Annotated in this window: 13 protein-coding genes; 5 read left to right on the forward strand and 8 right to left on the reverse strand. The window is 75.1% G+C overall.

From position 1 onward, the window contains the following. Window positions 1-210: 210 nt before the first annotated feature. Both ACZ4U4_RS28355 and ACZ4U4_RS28360 read right to left on the reverse strand, forming a co-directional pair. Entirely contained in the window at window positions 211-1,935 is a 1,725-nt protein-coding gene (locus tag ACZ4U4_RS28355; protein WP_467879966.1) for an adenine deaminase C-terminal domain-containing protein, read from the reverse strand. A gap of 25 nt (window positions 1,936-1,960) precedes the next feature. After that, window positions 1,961-3,334, reverse strand: coding sequence for an NCS2 family permease (locus ACZ4U4_RS28360; RefSeq protein ID WP_467879969.1), 1,374 nt, complete (start codon window positions 3,332-3,334; stop codon window positions 1,961-1,963). Between the two features lie 389 nt (window positions 3,335-3,723). On the opposite strand from ACZ4U4_RS28360, the gene ACZ4U4_RS28365 reads away from it, so the two are divergent. Beyond that, the gene (locus ACZ4U4_RS28365) at window positions 3,724-4,389 is read left to right on the forward strand and encodes an ATP-binding protein (protein WP_467879972.1); all 666 of its coding nucleotides are present in this window, start codon (window positions 3,724-3,726) and stop codon (window positions 4,387-4,389) included. A gap of 49 nt (window positions 4,390-4,438) precedes the next feature. On the opposite strand, the gene ACZ4U4_RS28370 is transcribed toward ACZ4U4_RS28365, so the two are convergent. The 3 genes from ACZ4U4_RS28370 to ACZ4U4_RS28380 form a co-directional block, all read right to left on the reverse strand. Beyond that, on the reverse strand, window positions 4,439-5,188 hold the full coding sequence (locus ACZ4U4_RS28370; protein ID WP_467879974.1) for a dienelactone hydrolase family protein: 750 nt from the start codon (window positions 5,186-5,188) through the stop codon (window positions 4,439-4,441). Between the two features lie 250 nt (window positions 5,189-5,438). Then, the gene (locus ACZ4U4_RS28375; RefSeq protein WP_467879977.1) at window positions 5,439-6,416 is read right to left on the reverse strand and encodes a LacI family DNA-binding transcriptional regulator; all 978 of its coding nucleotides are present in this window, start codon (window positions 6,414-6,416) and stop codon (window positions 5,439-5,441) included. 186 nt (window positions 6,417-6,602) lie between these two features. Beyond that, complete coding sequence (locus ACZ4U4_RS28380) at window positions 6,603-8,240, reverse strand: alpha/beta hydrolase (protein WP_467879979.1); 1,638 nt, start codon at window positions 8,238-8,240, stop codon at window positions 6,603-6,605. Window positions 8,241-8,780: 540 nt separating this feature from the next. On the opposite strand from ACZ4U4_RS28380, the gene ACZ4U4_RS28385 reads away from it, so the two are divergent. The 4 genes from ACZ4U4_RS28385 to ACZ4U4_RS28400 all read left to right on the forward strand — a co-directional run bounded on the left by ACZ4U4_RS28385 (window position 8,781) and on the right by ACZ4U4_RS28400 (window position 11,570). Then, the gene (locus ACZ4U4_RS28385; RefSeq protein ID WP_030281373.1) at window positions 8,781-9,167 is read left to right on the forward strand and encodes a hypothetical protein; all 387 of its coding nucleotides are present in this window, start codon (window positions 8,781-8,783) and stop codon (window positions 9,165-9,167) included. Between the two features lie 112 nt (window positions 9,168-9,279). Further along, window positions 9,280-10,638 carry a hypothetical protein gene (locus ACZ4U4_RS28390; RefSeq protein WP_467879982.1) on the forward strand — a complete coding sequence of 453 codons (1,359 nt, stop codon included), beginning with the start codon at window positions 9,280-9,282 and terminating at the stop codon, window positions 10,636-10,638. A gap of 58 nt (window positions 10,639-10,696) precedes the next feature. Next, window positions 10,697-11,086 carry a roadblock/LC7 domain-containing protein gene (locus ACZ4U4_RS28395; RefSeq protein ID WP_345081770.1) on the forward strand — a complete coding sequence of 130 codons (390 nt, stop codon included), beginning with the start codon at window positions 10,697-10,699 and terminating at the stop codon, window positions 11,084-11,086. Between the two features lie 109 nt (window positions 11,087-11,195). After that, window positions 11,196-11,570, forward strand: a complete 375-nt coding sequence (locus ACZ4U4_RS28400; RefSeq protein ID WP_030281368.1) for a roadblock/LC7 domain-containing protein — start codon at window positions 11,196-11,198, stop codon at window positions 11,568-11,570. A gap of 64 nt (window positions 11,571-11,634) precedes the next feature. On the opposite strand, the gene ACZ4U4_RS28405 is transcribed toward ACZ4U4_RS28400, so the two are convergent. The 3 genes from ACZ4U4_RS28405 to ACZ4U4_RS28415 all read right to left on the reverse strand — a co-directional run bounded on the left by ACZ4U4_RS28405 (window position 11,635) and on the right by ACZ4U4_RS28415 (window position 13,914). Beyond that, window positions 11,635-12,465, reverse strand: a complete 831-nt coding sequence (locus tag ACZ4U4_RS28405) for an urease accessory protein UreD (protein WP_467879987.1) — start codon at window positions 12,463-12,465, stop codon at window positions 11,635-11,637. Further along, window positions 12,462-13,163, reverse strand: a complete 702-nt coding sequence (ureG, locus tag ACZ4U4_RS28410) for an urease accessory protein UreG (protein WP_467879990.1) — start codon at window positions 13,161-13,163, stop codon at window positions 12,462-12,464. The genes ACZ4U4_RS28405 and ureG overlap by 4 nt, the downstream gene beginning before the upstream one ends. A gap of 76 nt (window positions 13,164-13,239) precedes the next feature. Continuing rightward, window positions 13,240-13,914 (reverse strand): urease accessory protein UreF, encoded by a 675-nt coding sequence (locus ACZ4U4_RS28415; protein ID WP_467879992.1) that lies wholly within the window; start codon window positions 13,912-13,914, stop codon window positions 13,240-13,242. Window positions 13,915-13,964: the final 50 nt, after the last annotated feature.

Below are 13,964 nucleotides of genomic sequence, written 5' to 3' on the forward strand. Positions count from 1 at the left end.
GGGGTATGGGGTGGGTTGTGGGTAAGGGTGGCTGATCTTGGTCTCGCGGGGGGGGTCCCCCACCCCCCCCCCCCCCCCCCCCCCCCCGCCCCCCCCCCCCCCCCCCCCCCCCGCGGCCCGTAGCCGCCTCAGCGCACCGCGCGCGGGGCCGGGCGGCAAGCGGGCTCGCCGTGCGGTCGCCCGGACGGCGCCCCGGTGCGGGGCGGCCCGTCAGGCGCCGTCGGCGAGCGGGCCGACGGGCGTGCGGCGGACCACGTCCACCAGCGACCGGTCGGTGATCTTCAGGCTCGGGGAGACGGCGAGCGTGAGGGTGGAGACGCTCATGAAGGGGTTGAGGTGGTCCCAGCCCCAGGCGTCGAGGGCGGCACGGACCGCCCGGGAGCGGCGGACCGTCTCCTCGGCGGGCGCGGGCGACATCACCCCGCCGACCGGCAGCGGCAGGCTCGCCGCCACCGTGTCGCCGTGCGCGACGGCCACCCCGCCGCCGGCGGCGACGACGTCCTGCGCGGCGGCGGCCATCGCGGCGCGTGAGGTGCCGATGGTGACGAGGTTGTGGCTGTCGTGGGCGTACGTGGTGGCCAGCGCGCCGTCGGTGAGGGTGCGGCCCAGCAGCGGCGCGAAGACGCATCCGGCGCGCCCGTAGCGGTTGCGGACCCGGACCACGGTGGCGCGGCCCTCCCACGCCACCTCGCCGCCGCGGACCGGCAGGTCGAGCGCGTCCTCCTCGGTGTAGGTGTCCCGGGGGTTGAGGCGCAGCGCGCGGAAGCGGTGGGTGCCGTCGGGGAGGTCGGTGTGCCAGCGGAAGCCGTCGGCGGTCTGCGGTTCGACGTGGACGGTGCCGGTGAGGGCGTCGGGCCCGGTGGCGGAGGCGGTGGGGACGGCGGCCTCCGGTACGGCGACGGCGTCGCGGGCCACGACGCGGCCGCCGGCCAGGACGACCGCCGGGTCGAAGGCGGCCAGCTCACCGCGGAGGAGGACGAGGTCGGCGCGCTTGCCCGGGGCGACCACTCCCCTGTCGTACAGGCGCAGCCGCTGGGCCGGGTTCCAGGTCAGGGCGCGCAGCACCGCCTCGGCGGGGAGTCCGGCGCGGACGGCGACGCGGGCGATGTGGTCGAGGTGGCCGTGGGTGAGGATGTGGTCGGCCGCGAGGTCGTCGGTGACCAGGCAGAACGGCGGGAGCTGCGGGAGCGCGAGGAGCGCCTGGGCGACCTCGGGGAGCAGGCACTTCTCCTGGAGCATCATCAGCATGCCCAGGCGGGCCTTCTCCAGGACCACCTCGGTGCGGTTCTTGGTGTGGTCGGAGTCGACGCCGGTGGCGAGGTAGGCGCTGAGGTCGACGCCGCTGAGGTTGGGGCAGTGGCCGTCGAGGATCATGCCGCGGCGGCGGGCGACGCCGACCACGTCGCGCATCCGGGGGTCGTCGCCGACGACGGCGCGGTAGTCCATGACCTCGCCGAGGGCGATGACGCCGGGCCAGCCGAGCATCTCGTCGATGTCGTCGGCGGTGAGGCTCGCCCCGGCGTGCTCCAGGCCCTCCAGGGCGGGGACGCAGGAGGGGACGCCCCACAGCTGGGTCTGGGCGGTGGTGGCGCCCGCGTCGATCATCCAGCGCATCGCGGCGGCGCCGGCGACGTTGACGATCTCGTGCGGGTCGGCGAGGACGGTGGTGGTGCCGCGGGCCAGGGTGAGGGCGGCGAAGGTCTGCGGGGTGAGGAACGAGCTCTCGATGTGCATGTGCGCGTCGACGAAGCCGGGCGCGATCAGCAGACCGGTGGCGTCCAGGTGGGCGCGGGCGTCGGCCGGGGTGCCGGGCGGCAGGACTCCGCTGATCAGGTCGTCGCGTACCAGGACGTCGGCGGCGAACCGCTCACCGGTGAAGCTGGACACCACCTGGCCACCGCTGATCCGGAGGTCGTGCGGGCGGGGGGAGGTCATGGGCGTATCTCCTCGTACGGGTGGGTCAGCCGGCGAGCGTGAAGAAGTAGTAGCCGAGCGGGATCAGGACGATCCACAGGCCCCACGGGATCTCGCGGAAGCGTCCGGCGACCGCCTTGACCAGGACGTGGGCGGTCAGGCCGACGGCGATGCCGGTGCCGAAGTTGCCGAAGAAGAGGGTGGTGGCGACGGTGAGGGCGGCCGGGACGGCGTCGGTCGGATCGGTGAAGTCGATCTTGCGCAGGGTGCCGAGCATCGTCAGGCCGACGTACATCAGCACCGGGGCGGTGGCCGCCGACGGGATCAGCGTGGCGAACGGTGTGACGAGCAGCAGCGCGGCGAAGCCGAGCGCCGCCCAGACCGAGGCGAGGCCGGTGCGGGCACCGCTGTCGGCGCCCGCCGAGGACTCCAGGTAAGCGGTCATGCTGGGCGCGCCGAGGGCGGCGCCGCCGATGACGGCGGCGGAGTCGACGTAGAAGGGCTTGCGTACGCCGGGGAGGTTGCCGTCCGCGTCGGTGAGCCCGGCGCGGCCCGCGACGGCGAGCAGGGTGCCGGTCATCGAGAAGAACTCGGAGACGAAGAAGGCGAAGATGTAGGGGAAGTACTCGGGCTTGAGGGCGCCGAGGACGTCGATGTGGAAGACCGCGGGTCCCGGGCTGTCCGGCAGGGCCAGCAGCTGGTCGGGCAGGTGGGTCACGCCGAGCGGGATGCCGGCGACGGTGACCACGGCGATGGTGATCAGGAACGCGCCGGGGACCTTGCGGGTGGCGAGCGCGGTGAGCAGGACGAGTCCGGCCAGGGCCAGCAGTCCGGTCGGGGAGGCGAGGTCGCCGACGGTGAGCGCGGCGCTGTCCGGCCGGGCCTTGACGAGGCCGCTGTCGCGGAAGCCGATCAGGGCGATGTAGAGGCCGAGGCCGCCACTGATGGCGTACTTGAGGTGGCGCGGCATCATGCGGGTGACGAGGTCGCGGATGCCGAGCGCGGTCAGCAGCAGGAAGGCGACGCCGGACCAGAGGACCATGCCGAGCGCGGCGTCCCAGGGGACCTTGTCCTGCCCGACGATGGTGACGGCGAGCAGCGCGACGCCGCCGAGCCCCGGGGCGACGACGAAGGGGAGGTTGGCGACGAGGCCCATGGCCAGCGTCGCCAGGACGATCGCGATGAGGACGGCGGTGGTGGCGGCGCCGTGCGGGAGCCCGGCCTTGGCCAGCTGGCTGGGCACGACGACGACCGCGTAGGCGGCCGCCACGAACATCGACAGCCCCGCGAGCGCCTCGGTCCGCGGTGTGCTGCCGCGCTCTCGTACCCGGAAGAGCCGCTCCAGGAGTGCGGCGGACGCCGGGGGATCCGGCGGTGCCGGGGCCGTCGGGGCGGCGGCGCGTGCGTCGGTACGGGGCATGAACACCTCGGAGGAGGACGGGGCGGACCAGGGAAGTGTCCCCCGGGTCGGCCGCTGAGCGTCGTGCAACCGGTTGCAGAGACCGGTTGCAGACAGCATGCCACGCGGGATGGCGTCAAGGGAAGATCCAGCCGGGCGCGGAGGGGGCGGACAGGCACCTCGATGCAGGGCTTCGCCACGGCCGGTGGGCGCCGCCCTCCCCCGGGTGGGTAGGTTCACCGCGAGGCGGGCGAAGCCACGAGGTGTGCGCGGGATGCCGGGACGGGAAGGGCGCCGGTGGACACGGTCGCGCTCAGGGAAGCGCCGGCCCGGCGGCGTCCCCGACCCGGTACGCGAGCTGCCGCTCCCCCACCGGAAAACCGCCACCGACGGCCTGAACGGGAGTCTCCATGGCCAGCTGCCCGAACCCCGCGCCGGGGCCGAAGCACCCTTGGATCAACACCACCCACGACTGGACCGCCACCGTGGACGTGGAGCATCTGGCACGCATCCGCCGCGACCCCGCCGAGTTCGCCCCGGGCGGGCCGGTCCACCTCGTTCTGGAGGTGCTCGCCCACGCCGCCGACGAGGCGGCGAGCCGGGGCGGCGGGCGGTGCGTGGTCACGCTGCACCCCGACGGTTCCGTCGCGGTGGCGGACGACGGCCGGGGCACGGACACCCGGTTCAACGCGGCCGGGCGGGCGGTGCAGAAGCCGGTCATGGCCACGAAGGACCTGCGCTTCTTCGACGTACCGGGGGCGGAGCTGCTGCCGGACGGGCGGCCGCGCCGGGGCATGTCCACCGTCGCGGCGCTCAGCCGGTGGCTGCTGCACACCAACCGCCGCGCCAACGGCGCCTGGCGGCGGCGGTACGCACACGGCGTACCGGTGACCGGCCTGGAACCGGTCGCGGCCGACGGGACGACGGGAACCCTCGTCCACTTCCTGCCGGACGAGACCCTGGGGCCCCGGTGGTCGCCGACCGGGGACGAGACGGCCCGGTGGCGCGCGCACTGGCCGGATCTGGCCGTCCGCCTCGACGACCGGCGCGCCACCGGGGAGCGGCCCGGCACGTGAGCGCGGTGTACGGCCGCGGCGCTAGCGGGCGTCGCGGCCGTACGCGGGGTCAGCTCTGGTGCAGGGCGGCGTCGAGCAGCGGCAGCAGCCGGTCCCAGTGGCGCTGGAGGGCGGCGGCGTCGAAGGCGGCGGTGTCGGACATGGTGAAGCCGTGGGAGGCGCCCGGGTAGACCTCGGTGGTGTACGCGACGCCCGCGGTGTCCAGGGCCCGGTTGAACTCCTCGATCGCCTCGGGGGTCATGTCACCCTCGGCGAGACCGATGTGGACCCGGGCGGTCAGCTCGGGCACCAGGCGGTGCGGGCTGTCGGGGGCGTCGGTGACCAGGGCCGCGGGATGGAACCCGGCGACGGCGGCCACCCGGCCGGGGTGGGCCGTCGCGGTACGCATCGCCAGAACGGCGCCCAGGCAGTAGCCGATCGTGGCGACCGGCCCGGCGGCGACCTGGGGCTGTGCGGTGAGGAACTGCAGATACGCCCCGGCGTCACGCAGGACGCGCTCGGTGGTGTGCTCCTGGATCAGCGGCATGATCTGGCCGAAGAGCGCGGGCCGCGACTCCTCGTCGATGTGCTCGGGAAGCGCGAAGACCGGCGCCGGGCCGGTGCGGTAGTAGAGGTTGGGGACGAGGACGTAGTAACCGTGATCGGCCAGTTCGCGGGCCATCGTCCGCAGGACGGGCCGGACGCCGAAGGCATCCGGGTACAGCAGCACTCCCGGGTGCTGCCCGCCGCCCTCCGGGAAGGCGGCGAAGCCGTCGGCCACGCCGTCCGGGGTGGGGATCTGCAGCGAGGTGAGAGGCATGGTGGGTTTCCTTTCTCGGGCTGCCGCCGGTGCGCAGCCCCGGTCAGGGGTGAGGTGTCCAGGAGATCATCCCGGCGCGCGGCCGGTCGGTGACCTCGCGCGGGAAGCTACGGGAGGCGTGGTGGCGGTCCGCCGGTCGCCGGCCGTGGTCCGTTCCTGAGCGTACGGGCCGGGAGCACACCGCCGCGGGGGCGTCAGGTGCCGGACGGGCCCGGTTCACCGGTGCGGTGACGCGCCGTCCGCCGCGCGTTCAGCTGTGTCCCGGAGGTCCTGTTGAGGCGCGGACCTCCAGCCGGGGGGCGAGGCGGGTGGTGGTGCGGGTGCCCGTCCCGGCGCAGAGGTCGAGGAGGCGGCCGACGGCCGTGGCGCCCGCCTCCTCGACCGGGAGGGACAGCGCGGTGACCGGCGGGTCGGTGGCGGCGAAGGCGGTGAGGTCGTCACCCGCCGCGACGCTCAGGTCGTCGGGGACCCGGCGGCCCGCGGCGCGCAGACCGTGCAGCAGGCCGAGGGTGAGATAGCTGTTGTAGCCGAGCACCGCGGTGGCCTCGGCGGGGAGTTGGGAGGCGGCGGCGATGCCCGCGTCGAAGGTGGGCGGCAGCGGGCCCAGCACGTGCAGCCGGGCGCCGGCGGCCGCGGTCCGTTCGGCCAGGGCCGCCCGGCGGTGGGTGTCCGACCAGGAGCCGGGCGGCCCGGAGACGTATGCGAGGTCGCGGTGGCCCAGCTCCAGGAGGTGGTCGGCGAGGCGGGTGGCGCCCTCCTCGGCGTCCAGGACGACGGCGGGCAGCCGGCCGACGCGGCGGTCGACGAGGATCAGCGGGCGCTGCCGGGCGTGCTCGCGCAGCGCGGCGTCCGTGCCGACGGGCGCCACCATGACGACGCCGTCGGCCTGTTCGCCCAGGCGCGCGGCGAGCGCCGCCTCCCGGTCGGCGTCGGCCTCGGAGACGCTGATGAGCAGATGGGCGTCGGCCTCCTCGGCGGCACGTTGCGCGCCGAGTACCAGCGGGGAGAAGAACGGGTTGGCCAGCGTCGGCACGATCAGGCCGATCAGGCCGGTGCGGCCGGTGGTCAGCGCGCGGGCGCTGCGGTTGGGCTGGAAGCCGAGGCTCGCCGCGGCGGCCCGTACCTTTCCGCGGGTCGCCTCCGTCACCATCTCCGGGCGGGTCAGCGCACGCGAGGCGGTGGCCTTGGAGACCCCGGCCGCGCGTGCCACGTCCGCGAGCGTCGCCATCTGCTGCCTCCTTGCGACCGGGCGTCGGCCGGACGCGGCGCGGGTGCGCGGTCCGGGCGTCCGATGCTAGTGCAACCGCTCTCTGAAACCGGTTACCCGACGTCGGACCGTACCTGCCGGGGCCTCAACACGCGGACGCGGGCGCCCGGAGAGATCCGGGACGCCCGCGCCGTACGGCTGCGCCGGTCAGGGAAGGACGGGCAGGTCGCTCGCGCCCACGGCGGCGGCCTTGACGCTCTTCTTGGCGGGCTCGGGGGTGGCGTGCGGGGCGCACGTCACGTCCTTGGCATCGGTCCTGCCCTCCAGGAGGTAGGCGTCGACCCGGTCGTTGATGCAGGGGTTGGTCAGGCCGGTGACGCCGTGCGAACCGGCGTCCCGCTCGGTGATCAGCCGCGAACCGGCGAACCGCTTGTGCAGCTCGACCGCGCCCTCGTACGGGGTGGCGGCGTCGCGGGTGCTCTGGACGAGCAGCACCGGCGGCAGGTCCTTGCCGCTCTTGACCTCGACGGGGCGCTGCTGCTTGGCGGACCAGGTCCCGCAGGGCAGGTTCATCCAGGCGTTCGCCCAGGTCATGAAGGGCGCCTGGGCGTGGACGCGGGTGTTGTCACGGTCCCAGGTGCGCCAGCTCGTGGGCCACTTGGCGTCGGTGCACTCGACGGCGGTGTAGACCGCGTTGCTGTTCTCGGCGGCGATGTTGCCGGCCGTGTCCTTGAGGTTCGGACCGGCGTTCTCGACCAGCGGCTTCTCGTCACCGGCGCGGTACGCGCGCCACACCTCGGCGGCGGGTGCCCACATCGAGTCGTAATAGGGCGCCTGCTGGAAGAAGCCGATCAGCTCGGCGGGGCCGACGAGGCCGCCGATGGGCTTCTTCTTGGCGCTCGCGCGCAGCTTCTCCCACTCCGCCTGGACCTTCTGCGGGGTGTCACCGATGTGGTAGGTCGCGTCGTTCTTGGCGACCCACTTCTTCCAGTCGCCCCAGCGGGTCTCGAAGGCGACGTCCTGGTCGAGGTTGGCCTGGTACCAGACCTTCTCGCGCGCGGGGTTGACGACGCTGTCGACGACCATGCGGCGGACGTGGCCCGGGAAGAGCGTGCCGTAGACGGCGCCGAGGTAGGTGCCGTAGGAGACGCCGAGGTAGTTCAGCTTCTTCTCACCGAGCGCGGCGCGGATGACGTCCATGTCGCGGGCGGTGTTGGGCGTCGTGAGGTACGGCAGGAGGTCGCCGCTGCGGGCGGCGCAGCCGTCGGCGTACTCCTTGGCGAGCTTGCGCTGGGCGCGCTTGTCGGCCTCGTTGCCGGGGACCGGGTCGGCCTTGGGGGCGCTCGCGAACTCCTGCGGGTCGACGCAGGAGATGGCGGCGGAGTGGCCGACGCCGCGCGGGTCGAAGCCGACGAAGTCGTACGCGGCGGAGGTCTTCTTCCACAGCGGGTTGCCGCTGGTGACACGGGTGGGGAAACGCATTCCGGAGCCGCCGGGGCCGCCGGGGTTGTAGACGAGGGCGCCCTGTCGCGCATCCTTGCCACCGGTGTTGCCGGCCCGGTCCACGGCGATCTTGATGGTGCGGCCGTCGGGGCGGGCGTAGTCGACGGGGACGGTGACGTAGCCGCACTGGATCGGGGCCTTCAGGCCCCAGTCGGCGGGGCAGTCCTGCCAGTTGACGCCCGCGGCGGCGGCGCGGGCGGCGGCGGTCCGCACCCCGCGGTCCTCGGCGGAGGAGGCGGGGTGACGCTCACCGGCAGTGGCGGGCGTGGCGGTGACGGCTCCGGCGAGGAGCGCCCCGGCCACCAGGGTTCCGGCGGCGCCGAGTGCTGCTGTTCTTCTCACGTGGTGGTTCCCCCTGCAGGGTGCGCCGCACGTGGCGGCTGATCACGGCATGACTAGGGGGATCCTGCCGTCCCGCCCTCGCCAGGAGAAGATTCGAACATCATTTCTTTATCAATCTGTAGGAATCACGGGGGTGGTGGAGGATGCGCACCCTCACCCCTTCCACCTCATCCGCCGCTCCTCGGACCTCTCTTCCCTGCTGTTACGCACCGTGGTGGCCGGGATCGCTCCAGCACGGCCGGAATCCGCCGCCGCCCCCGCGTTTCGCGGCGCTCCGGGGCTGTTTCCAGGGCGGCGGACGGCCAACCGGCCAGGGAGAACGGGCCGTTCGGCGCCCGGCGCACGGCGGAGGCGGTCACGGTGGGTGTCCGAGGCGCCGGGCGACGGGCCAGAACGCGTCAATCGTCCGTCATGTACGTTCCGCCTCTGTGCCGGAGCGCGCACGGTGAGTAGCCTTCAAGCGGGCTCTCCTCCGTGCCAGCCGCGCGGGGAGAGCTGTCGGCGTTTCGCCTCCGTCCCGTGACCGAGAAGGAGTTCCGCGTGCCGGGTATCGATCAGGTGTTGTCCGAGGCGATGGGAATCCCCGGCGTTCTCGGCGCCGGGCTGATCGACTGGACCAGCGGGCTGTCCCTCGGCACCGCGGGCCGGGCGCCGGGGAACGACCACGACGCCGCGGCCGCGGACACCGCCGAGGTCGTCCAGGCGGTCCAGCGCAGCGCCACCTTCGACTCCGGCGCCGACGGGGCGCGACCGGGTCTGGAAGACCTGATCCTCACCGCCGCCGGGGGCTACCACCTCATCCGCTTCGTCCACACCGCCTTCGACAGTCAGACCTACCTGTACCTGTACCTGGACCGGGAGCGGGCCAATCTGGCCGTCGCACGCAGGCGGCTGCACGATCTGGCGGCCGGGCTCGTGCCGGGCTGACCGCGCGGGCTCTCCCGCGCCGCCGCGACACGCCGGCGGCCCCTGGCACCGACGGTGCACGGGGCCGCGCCAGGCCCCGGTACCGCTCGACCGGACACGCTAGGGGAACGCCATGGGCCAGTCCGCCTCCACTCCCCCGACCGGACCGGACGGCCCGCTCGCGCGACTCGCCGCCGAACGGGCCACCGGCGCACTCCACCTCCCCGGCGGCCGCATCCGTCTACGTGACGGCGCGGTCTCCTGGGTGGAGTGCGACGCCCTGCCCGGATCCGCCGCGCCCGCACCGCCCCGCGAGGGCGGGCGATCACGCCGTACGCGGCAGGGCCGGACGGCCCGCGGCGGGGCGGGCGGGCAGGCGCGCGCCGCCGGGCCGGAGAGTCTGGCGCTCCGGCAGATCCGCCATCTCACCGTGCTGCTGGACGCGGCGTTCCTGGTGCTGCCGCTGCCCGAGGAGGGCACGTCGTTCACGCCGGGGGCGGAGCACTGTCCCGCGGCCGTACGGCAGGTGGGCGTCGCCGCGCTGCTGCGGGCGGTCGCCGTCCGCCGGGCGCAGCTGGACGCCTGGCGGACGTGGGCGGCGGTGGACGGCGCGCCCGTCGTCCTGGCCCCGGACACCCGGCGCGAGGACGGCCCCGGCTGGCGGGCCCGGCTGCTGCTGGCCGCGGCCGACGGGCGGCGCACCCCCGCCGGACTCGCCCAGGAACTGGGGCACTCGGTGTTCTGGACGCTGCTGGAGGTCCGGCGGCTGGCGGCGGGCGGGCTGATCGTGCTGCCGGAGGGAGCGGCCGCCGCGGACGCGACGGCTGCGGGCGCCACGGAGACGACCGGCGGTACGGACCCGGCCGGTGGTACGGCGCCGGGCGGCGGAACGTCGGCAACCGCCGGTGAGGCCACCACCGGCGGCAGGAAAGCGGGCGGCACGGCGGCGGGTGGCGGGAAGAGCACCGGCCGCGCGGCGAAGGCCGGGGCCCCGGAAGCGACCGGCGCTCCGGAATCGTCCGGCGGCAGGACCGCGGGCCGCAACGGTGGCGGGACGACGCGGCCCGGTGGGTCCGGGCGGCCGCGCAGCGGCGGGGAGAAGCGTTCCGGCACGGCCGGGCGGGAGCGGAGCGGTCCGGACAAGCGGTCGGGCACCACACCGCCGCTGCCGACGCGCGACGGCACCGGCGAGCGGGAGGGCGGGCTGCCGACCCGTACCCCGGCGGGCGGCCGGAGCGGCGGACCGGCGCCGCGGGCGGCCGGGCGGGAGCGGGACGCGGAGCGGCCGACGCACTCCGCCGCGGACGACGGCGGCGAGGCACCGGGCGCGTTGCCGCGGCGGCGTCCGGGGGTGTGCCTGGAGGAGGCGCGGGAGCGGGATCCGCAGCCGGCCGCCGGGGCGCCGGGGCTGCCGTCCGGGCTGCCGGAGACCGCCGACCCCGATGTCACCCTCCTCACCCGCCTGCGTACGGCACTGGAGGAGAACCTGTGAACCGTTGTGACGACCCGTGAGACGCGCCCTCGCACGGCGCGCCGAGAAGAGGAGACTGATGACGATACAGCCCAGGGTGCGGGACGAACTGCACGCGCTGCGCGACCAGGTGCGCCATCTTCGCGGCGGCATGGTGGCCAGCGCGGACGGCATGGTCATCGCCCACGATCTGCGGAACATCGAACCGGACGCCCTCGCCGCGCTCACCGCCGCGGCCATCGGCGTCGCCAAGCGTCTCACCGAGGCGACCGGTCAGGGCGGCTTCGAGGAGACCCTCACCCGCGGCACGCACGGCTATGTCGCGGCGTACGCGGCGGGGGCGCGGGCGGTGCTGACGACCGTGGGCGGCCCGGAGATCAATGTGGGGCGGTTGCATCTGCAGGCCCGGCAGGCCGCGGAGCGCATCGGCGCGCTGGTGGACGAGGCGCCCGCCCCCGACCCGTCCTGATCCCGCCGCTCCCGCCCCGCTCCCTCCGGTCGTCGCTCCTCCGGGGCCCGGTCCGGGCCCTGCTCCTCCCGCTCCGCCGCAACCCGTACCCAGAAAGGTGTGGACCGTTATGGCATCCATGGAAAACGCGCTCGCCGATGCGATGTCGACCATCGAAGGCGTCATCGGCATCGCCCTCGTCGATCACACCAGCGGGATGACGCTGGCGGCGCTCGGCGGCAGCAACTCACTGGATATGGAGGTCGCCGCGGCGGGCAACACCGATCTCGTCCGCGCGAAGCTGCGCACGATGGAGATGCTGGAACTCACCGGCTCCATCGAGGACATGCTGATCACGCTCACCTCGCAGTACCACCTGCTCCGGCCGGTGACCGGGCGGCACGGCGCCGGGCTCTTCCTGTATCTGGTGCTCGACCGCAAGCGCGCCAATCTCGCGCTCGCCCGGCACCGGCTCGCCCGGGTCGAGGAGGTGCTGGAGGTCTGAGCGGCCGGGGAGCGCCTGCCCGGTCTTCGTGGGCCGCGGCGCACGAAGACCGGAAAGCGGCCCCTCAGCGCGGCAGGTGCCGGGCCGCCTCGTCGAGGACGGTGCGCAGCCGCAGGGCGTCCGGGGCGACGGCGGTGGCGAGGACCGCGGGACCGGTCAGCGGCGCCAGCACGCCCTGCCCGCCGCTCGCGTCCGGCCGCTCCGGTGCGGCCCCGCCCAGCAACCGCACCGGCCGGTCGATGCCCTCGAACTCCGGGCCCACGACGAGGAGTTGACCGATCGCGCGGTGCCCGCCGAGGACGGCGGAGGTGTCCCAGCCGGGTACGCCGGGGCCGTAGGCGGTCTCCTGGTCGAGCAGGGTGCGGCCGGCGCGGATGACCGTCAGCCGGCTGTGGAGCCTGCCGGTGTGCTCGTCGGCGCGGCCCAGGACCTGTTCCTCGCGCAGGACGAGGCGGGCGGTGGGGGCCAGTTCGACGGTGGTGGTCATCCACAGGTCGCTGCCCTCGGCGCAGATCAGCGGCTCGGGCAGCCAGTCGAGGCGGGCGCCGTCGCCGACGGTCAGCCGGACGTCGTAGGTGGCGGCGTCGCCGGTGCGGCCGGGCAGGGCGACGGTGGCGGCGGCCGCGGTCAGCTGGAGCTGCGCCCCGGCCTCGGCAGTGGCCTCGATCGCCAGCCGGTCGCCGCCGAGCGGGGCGCTCATCGCGCCCACCATGCAGACACGGGCCTGCGGCCCCGGGAAGCCGAGCCGGCGCAGCGCGAACGGCCCGGAACCGTCCAGGACGGGCAGCCGGGTGGTGCCCTGCGCGTCGGTGCGGGCGAGGATGCGGGCGGTGGCCCGCAGTCCGGCGGCGGAGGTGGGGCCGCCGGACGGCCGGGTGGTGGGCGCGGTGATCATGCGGCGCTCGTGGTCCAGTCGGCGAGGCGGTCGCGGACCCAGGCGGCGACGGGGGTGACGCCGCCCTCGGACTTGACGTTGGTGAACACGACGGGGAGTTCGCCGCGCTGCGCCTTGGCGTCGCGGGCCATGCCCTCCAGGTCGACGCCGACGTACGGCGCCAGGTCGGTCTTGTTGACGATCAGCAGGTCGGCGGTGGTGACGCCGGGGCCGCCCTTGCGCGGGATGTCGTCGCCGCCCGCGACGTCGATGACGAAGATCTGCGCGTCGACGAGCCCCTTGGAGAAGGTGGCGGTGAGGTTGTCGCCGCCGGACTCGACGAGGATCAGGTCGAGCGGTCCGACCTCGTCCTCCAGGTCCTCGACGGCCTCGAGGTTGGCGGAGATGTCGTCGCGGATCGCGGTGTGCGGGCAGGCGCCCGTCTCCACCGCCTTGATCCGCTCACCGGGCAGGACCGCCTCGCGGAGCAGGAACTCGGCGTCCTCGCGGGTGTAGATGTCGTTGGTGACGACGGCCAGGGACAGCTCGTCGCGCAGCGCCCGGCACAGGGCCGCGACGGTGGCGGTCTTGCCGGTGCCGACCGGGCCGCCCAGGCCGATGCGGAGCGCGCGGCGGGTGCCGTCGGTGCGGGTGGGAGCTGCGGCGCTGTAGCTGTGGCGGTGCGGGAAGATCTCGTCGAGTTCGTGGTCGAGGTGCATACAAACTCCGTAGGTCGTGCGGGCGCGCGGGGCGCCGGTGGGCCGCCGGGAGCGGGTGGCTCCCGGCGGCGGTGGGTCAGGAGGCGAAGAGGCGGACCGGCCAGGCGGCATGCTGTTCGGCGGTGAGGTCGAGCAGCGGCGCCGACGCGGCCGGCAGGACCTGCGGCCCCTCCGCCGGGAAGCGGGCCCCGGCCGCCGCGGCGTCGGCCGCGAGCCGGTCGAGGTCGCCGGCGAGGCGGGCGAGGACGGCGGTGGCGTCGAACGGGTCCAGGCTCAGCAGCCGGACCACCGCCGTCGCCGGGCCGCTGACGTTCTCGTACGCCACGGCGTACGCGGCGTCCAGCGGCGTCAGCCCGGCGGCGCGGGCGGCCAGGCCCAGCACCACCGGCTGGTGGGCGCCGCGCGGCCGGGCCGCGGCCAGCGCGTCCAGCTCCGCCGACGGCCAGGCGGCCCGTGCCGCCCGCATCATCTGGCGGCCCAGCCGGCGGGCGGCGGTGCGCAGCGCCGGTACCGGCGTGCGGGCGTCCGCCGCGTCGTCGAGGGCCAGCGGGTCGCCGCCGGCCGTGGCGGCCGCGGCGAGCCCCGCCGCGACCAGCCCGGTGGTGTGCAACCGGCCGCGGCAGAACGCCTCCAGGGAGGCGGCGTCCGTGATGCGTCCGGCCGCCACCGCGGCCTCCGCCCCGCCGGAGTGGGCGTGCCCTCCGGCGGGGAAGCGGCCGTCGGCGAGCACCATGAGGGCGGCGCGGTTCATCGCGGGCCTCCGTGCTGCGTGCCGTTCATGGATGAGGTCACCTGCGCCAC

The organism is Streptomyces sp. NPDC029159, from assembly GCF_055564055.1.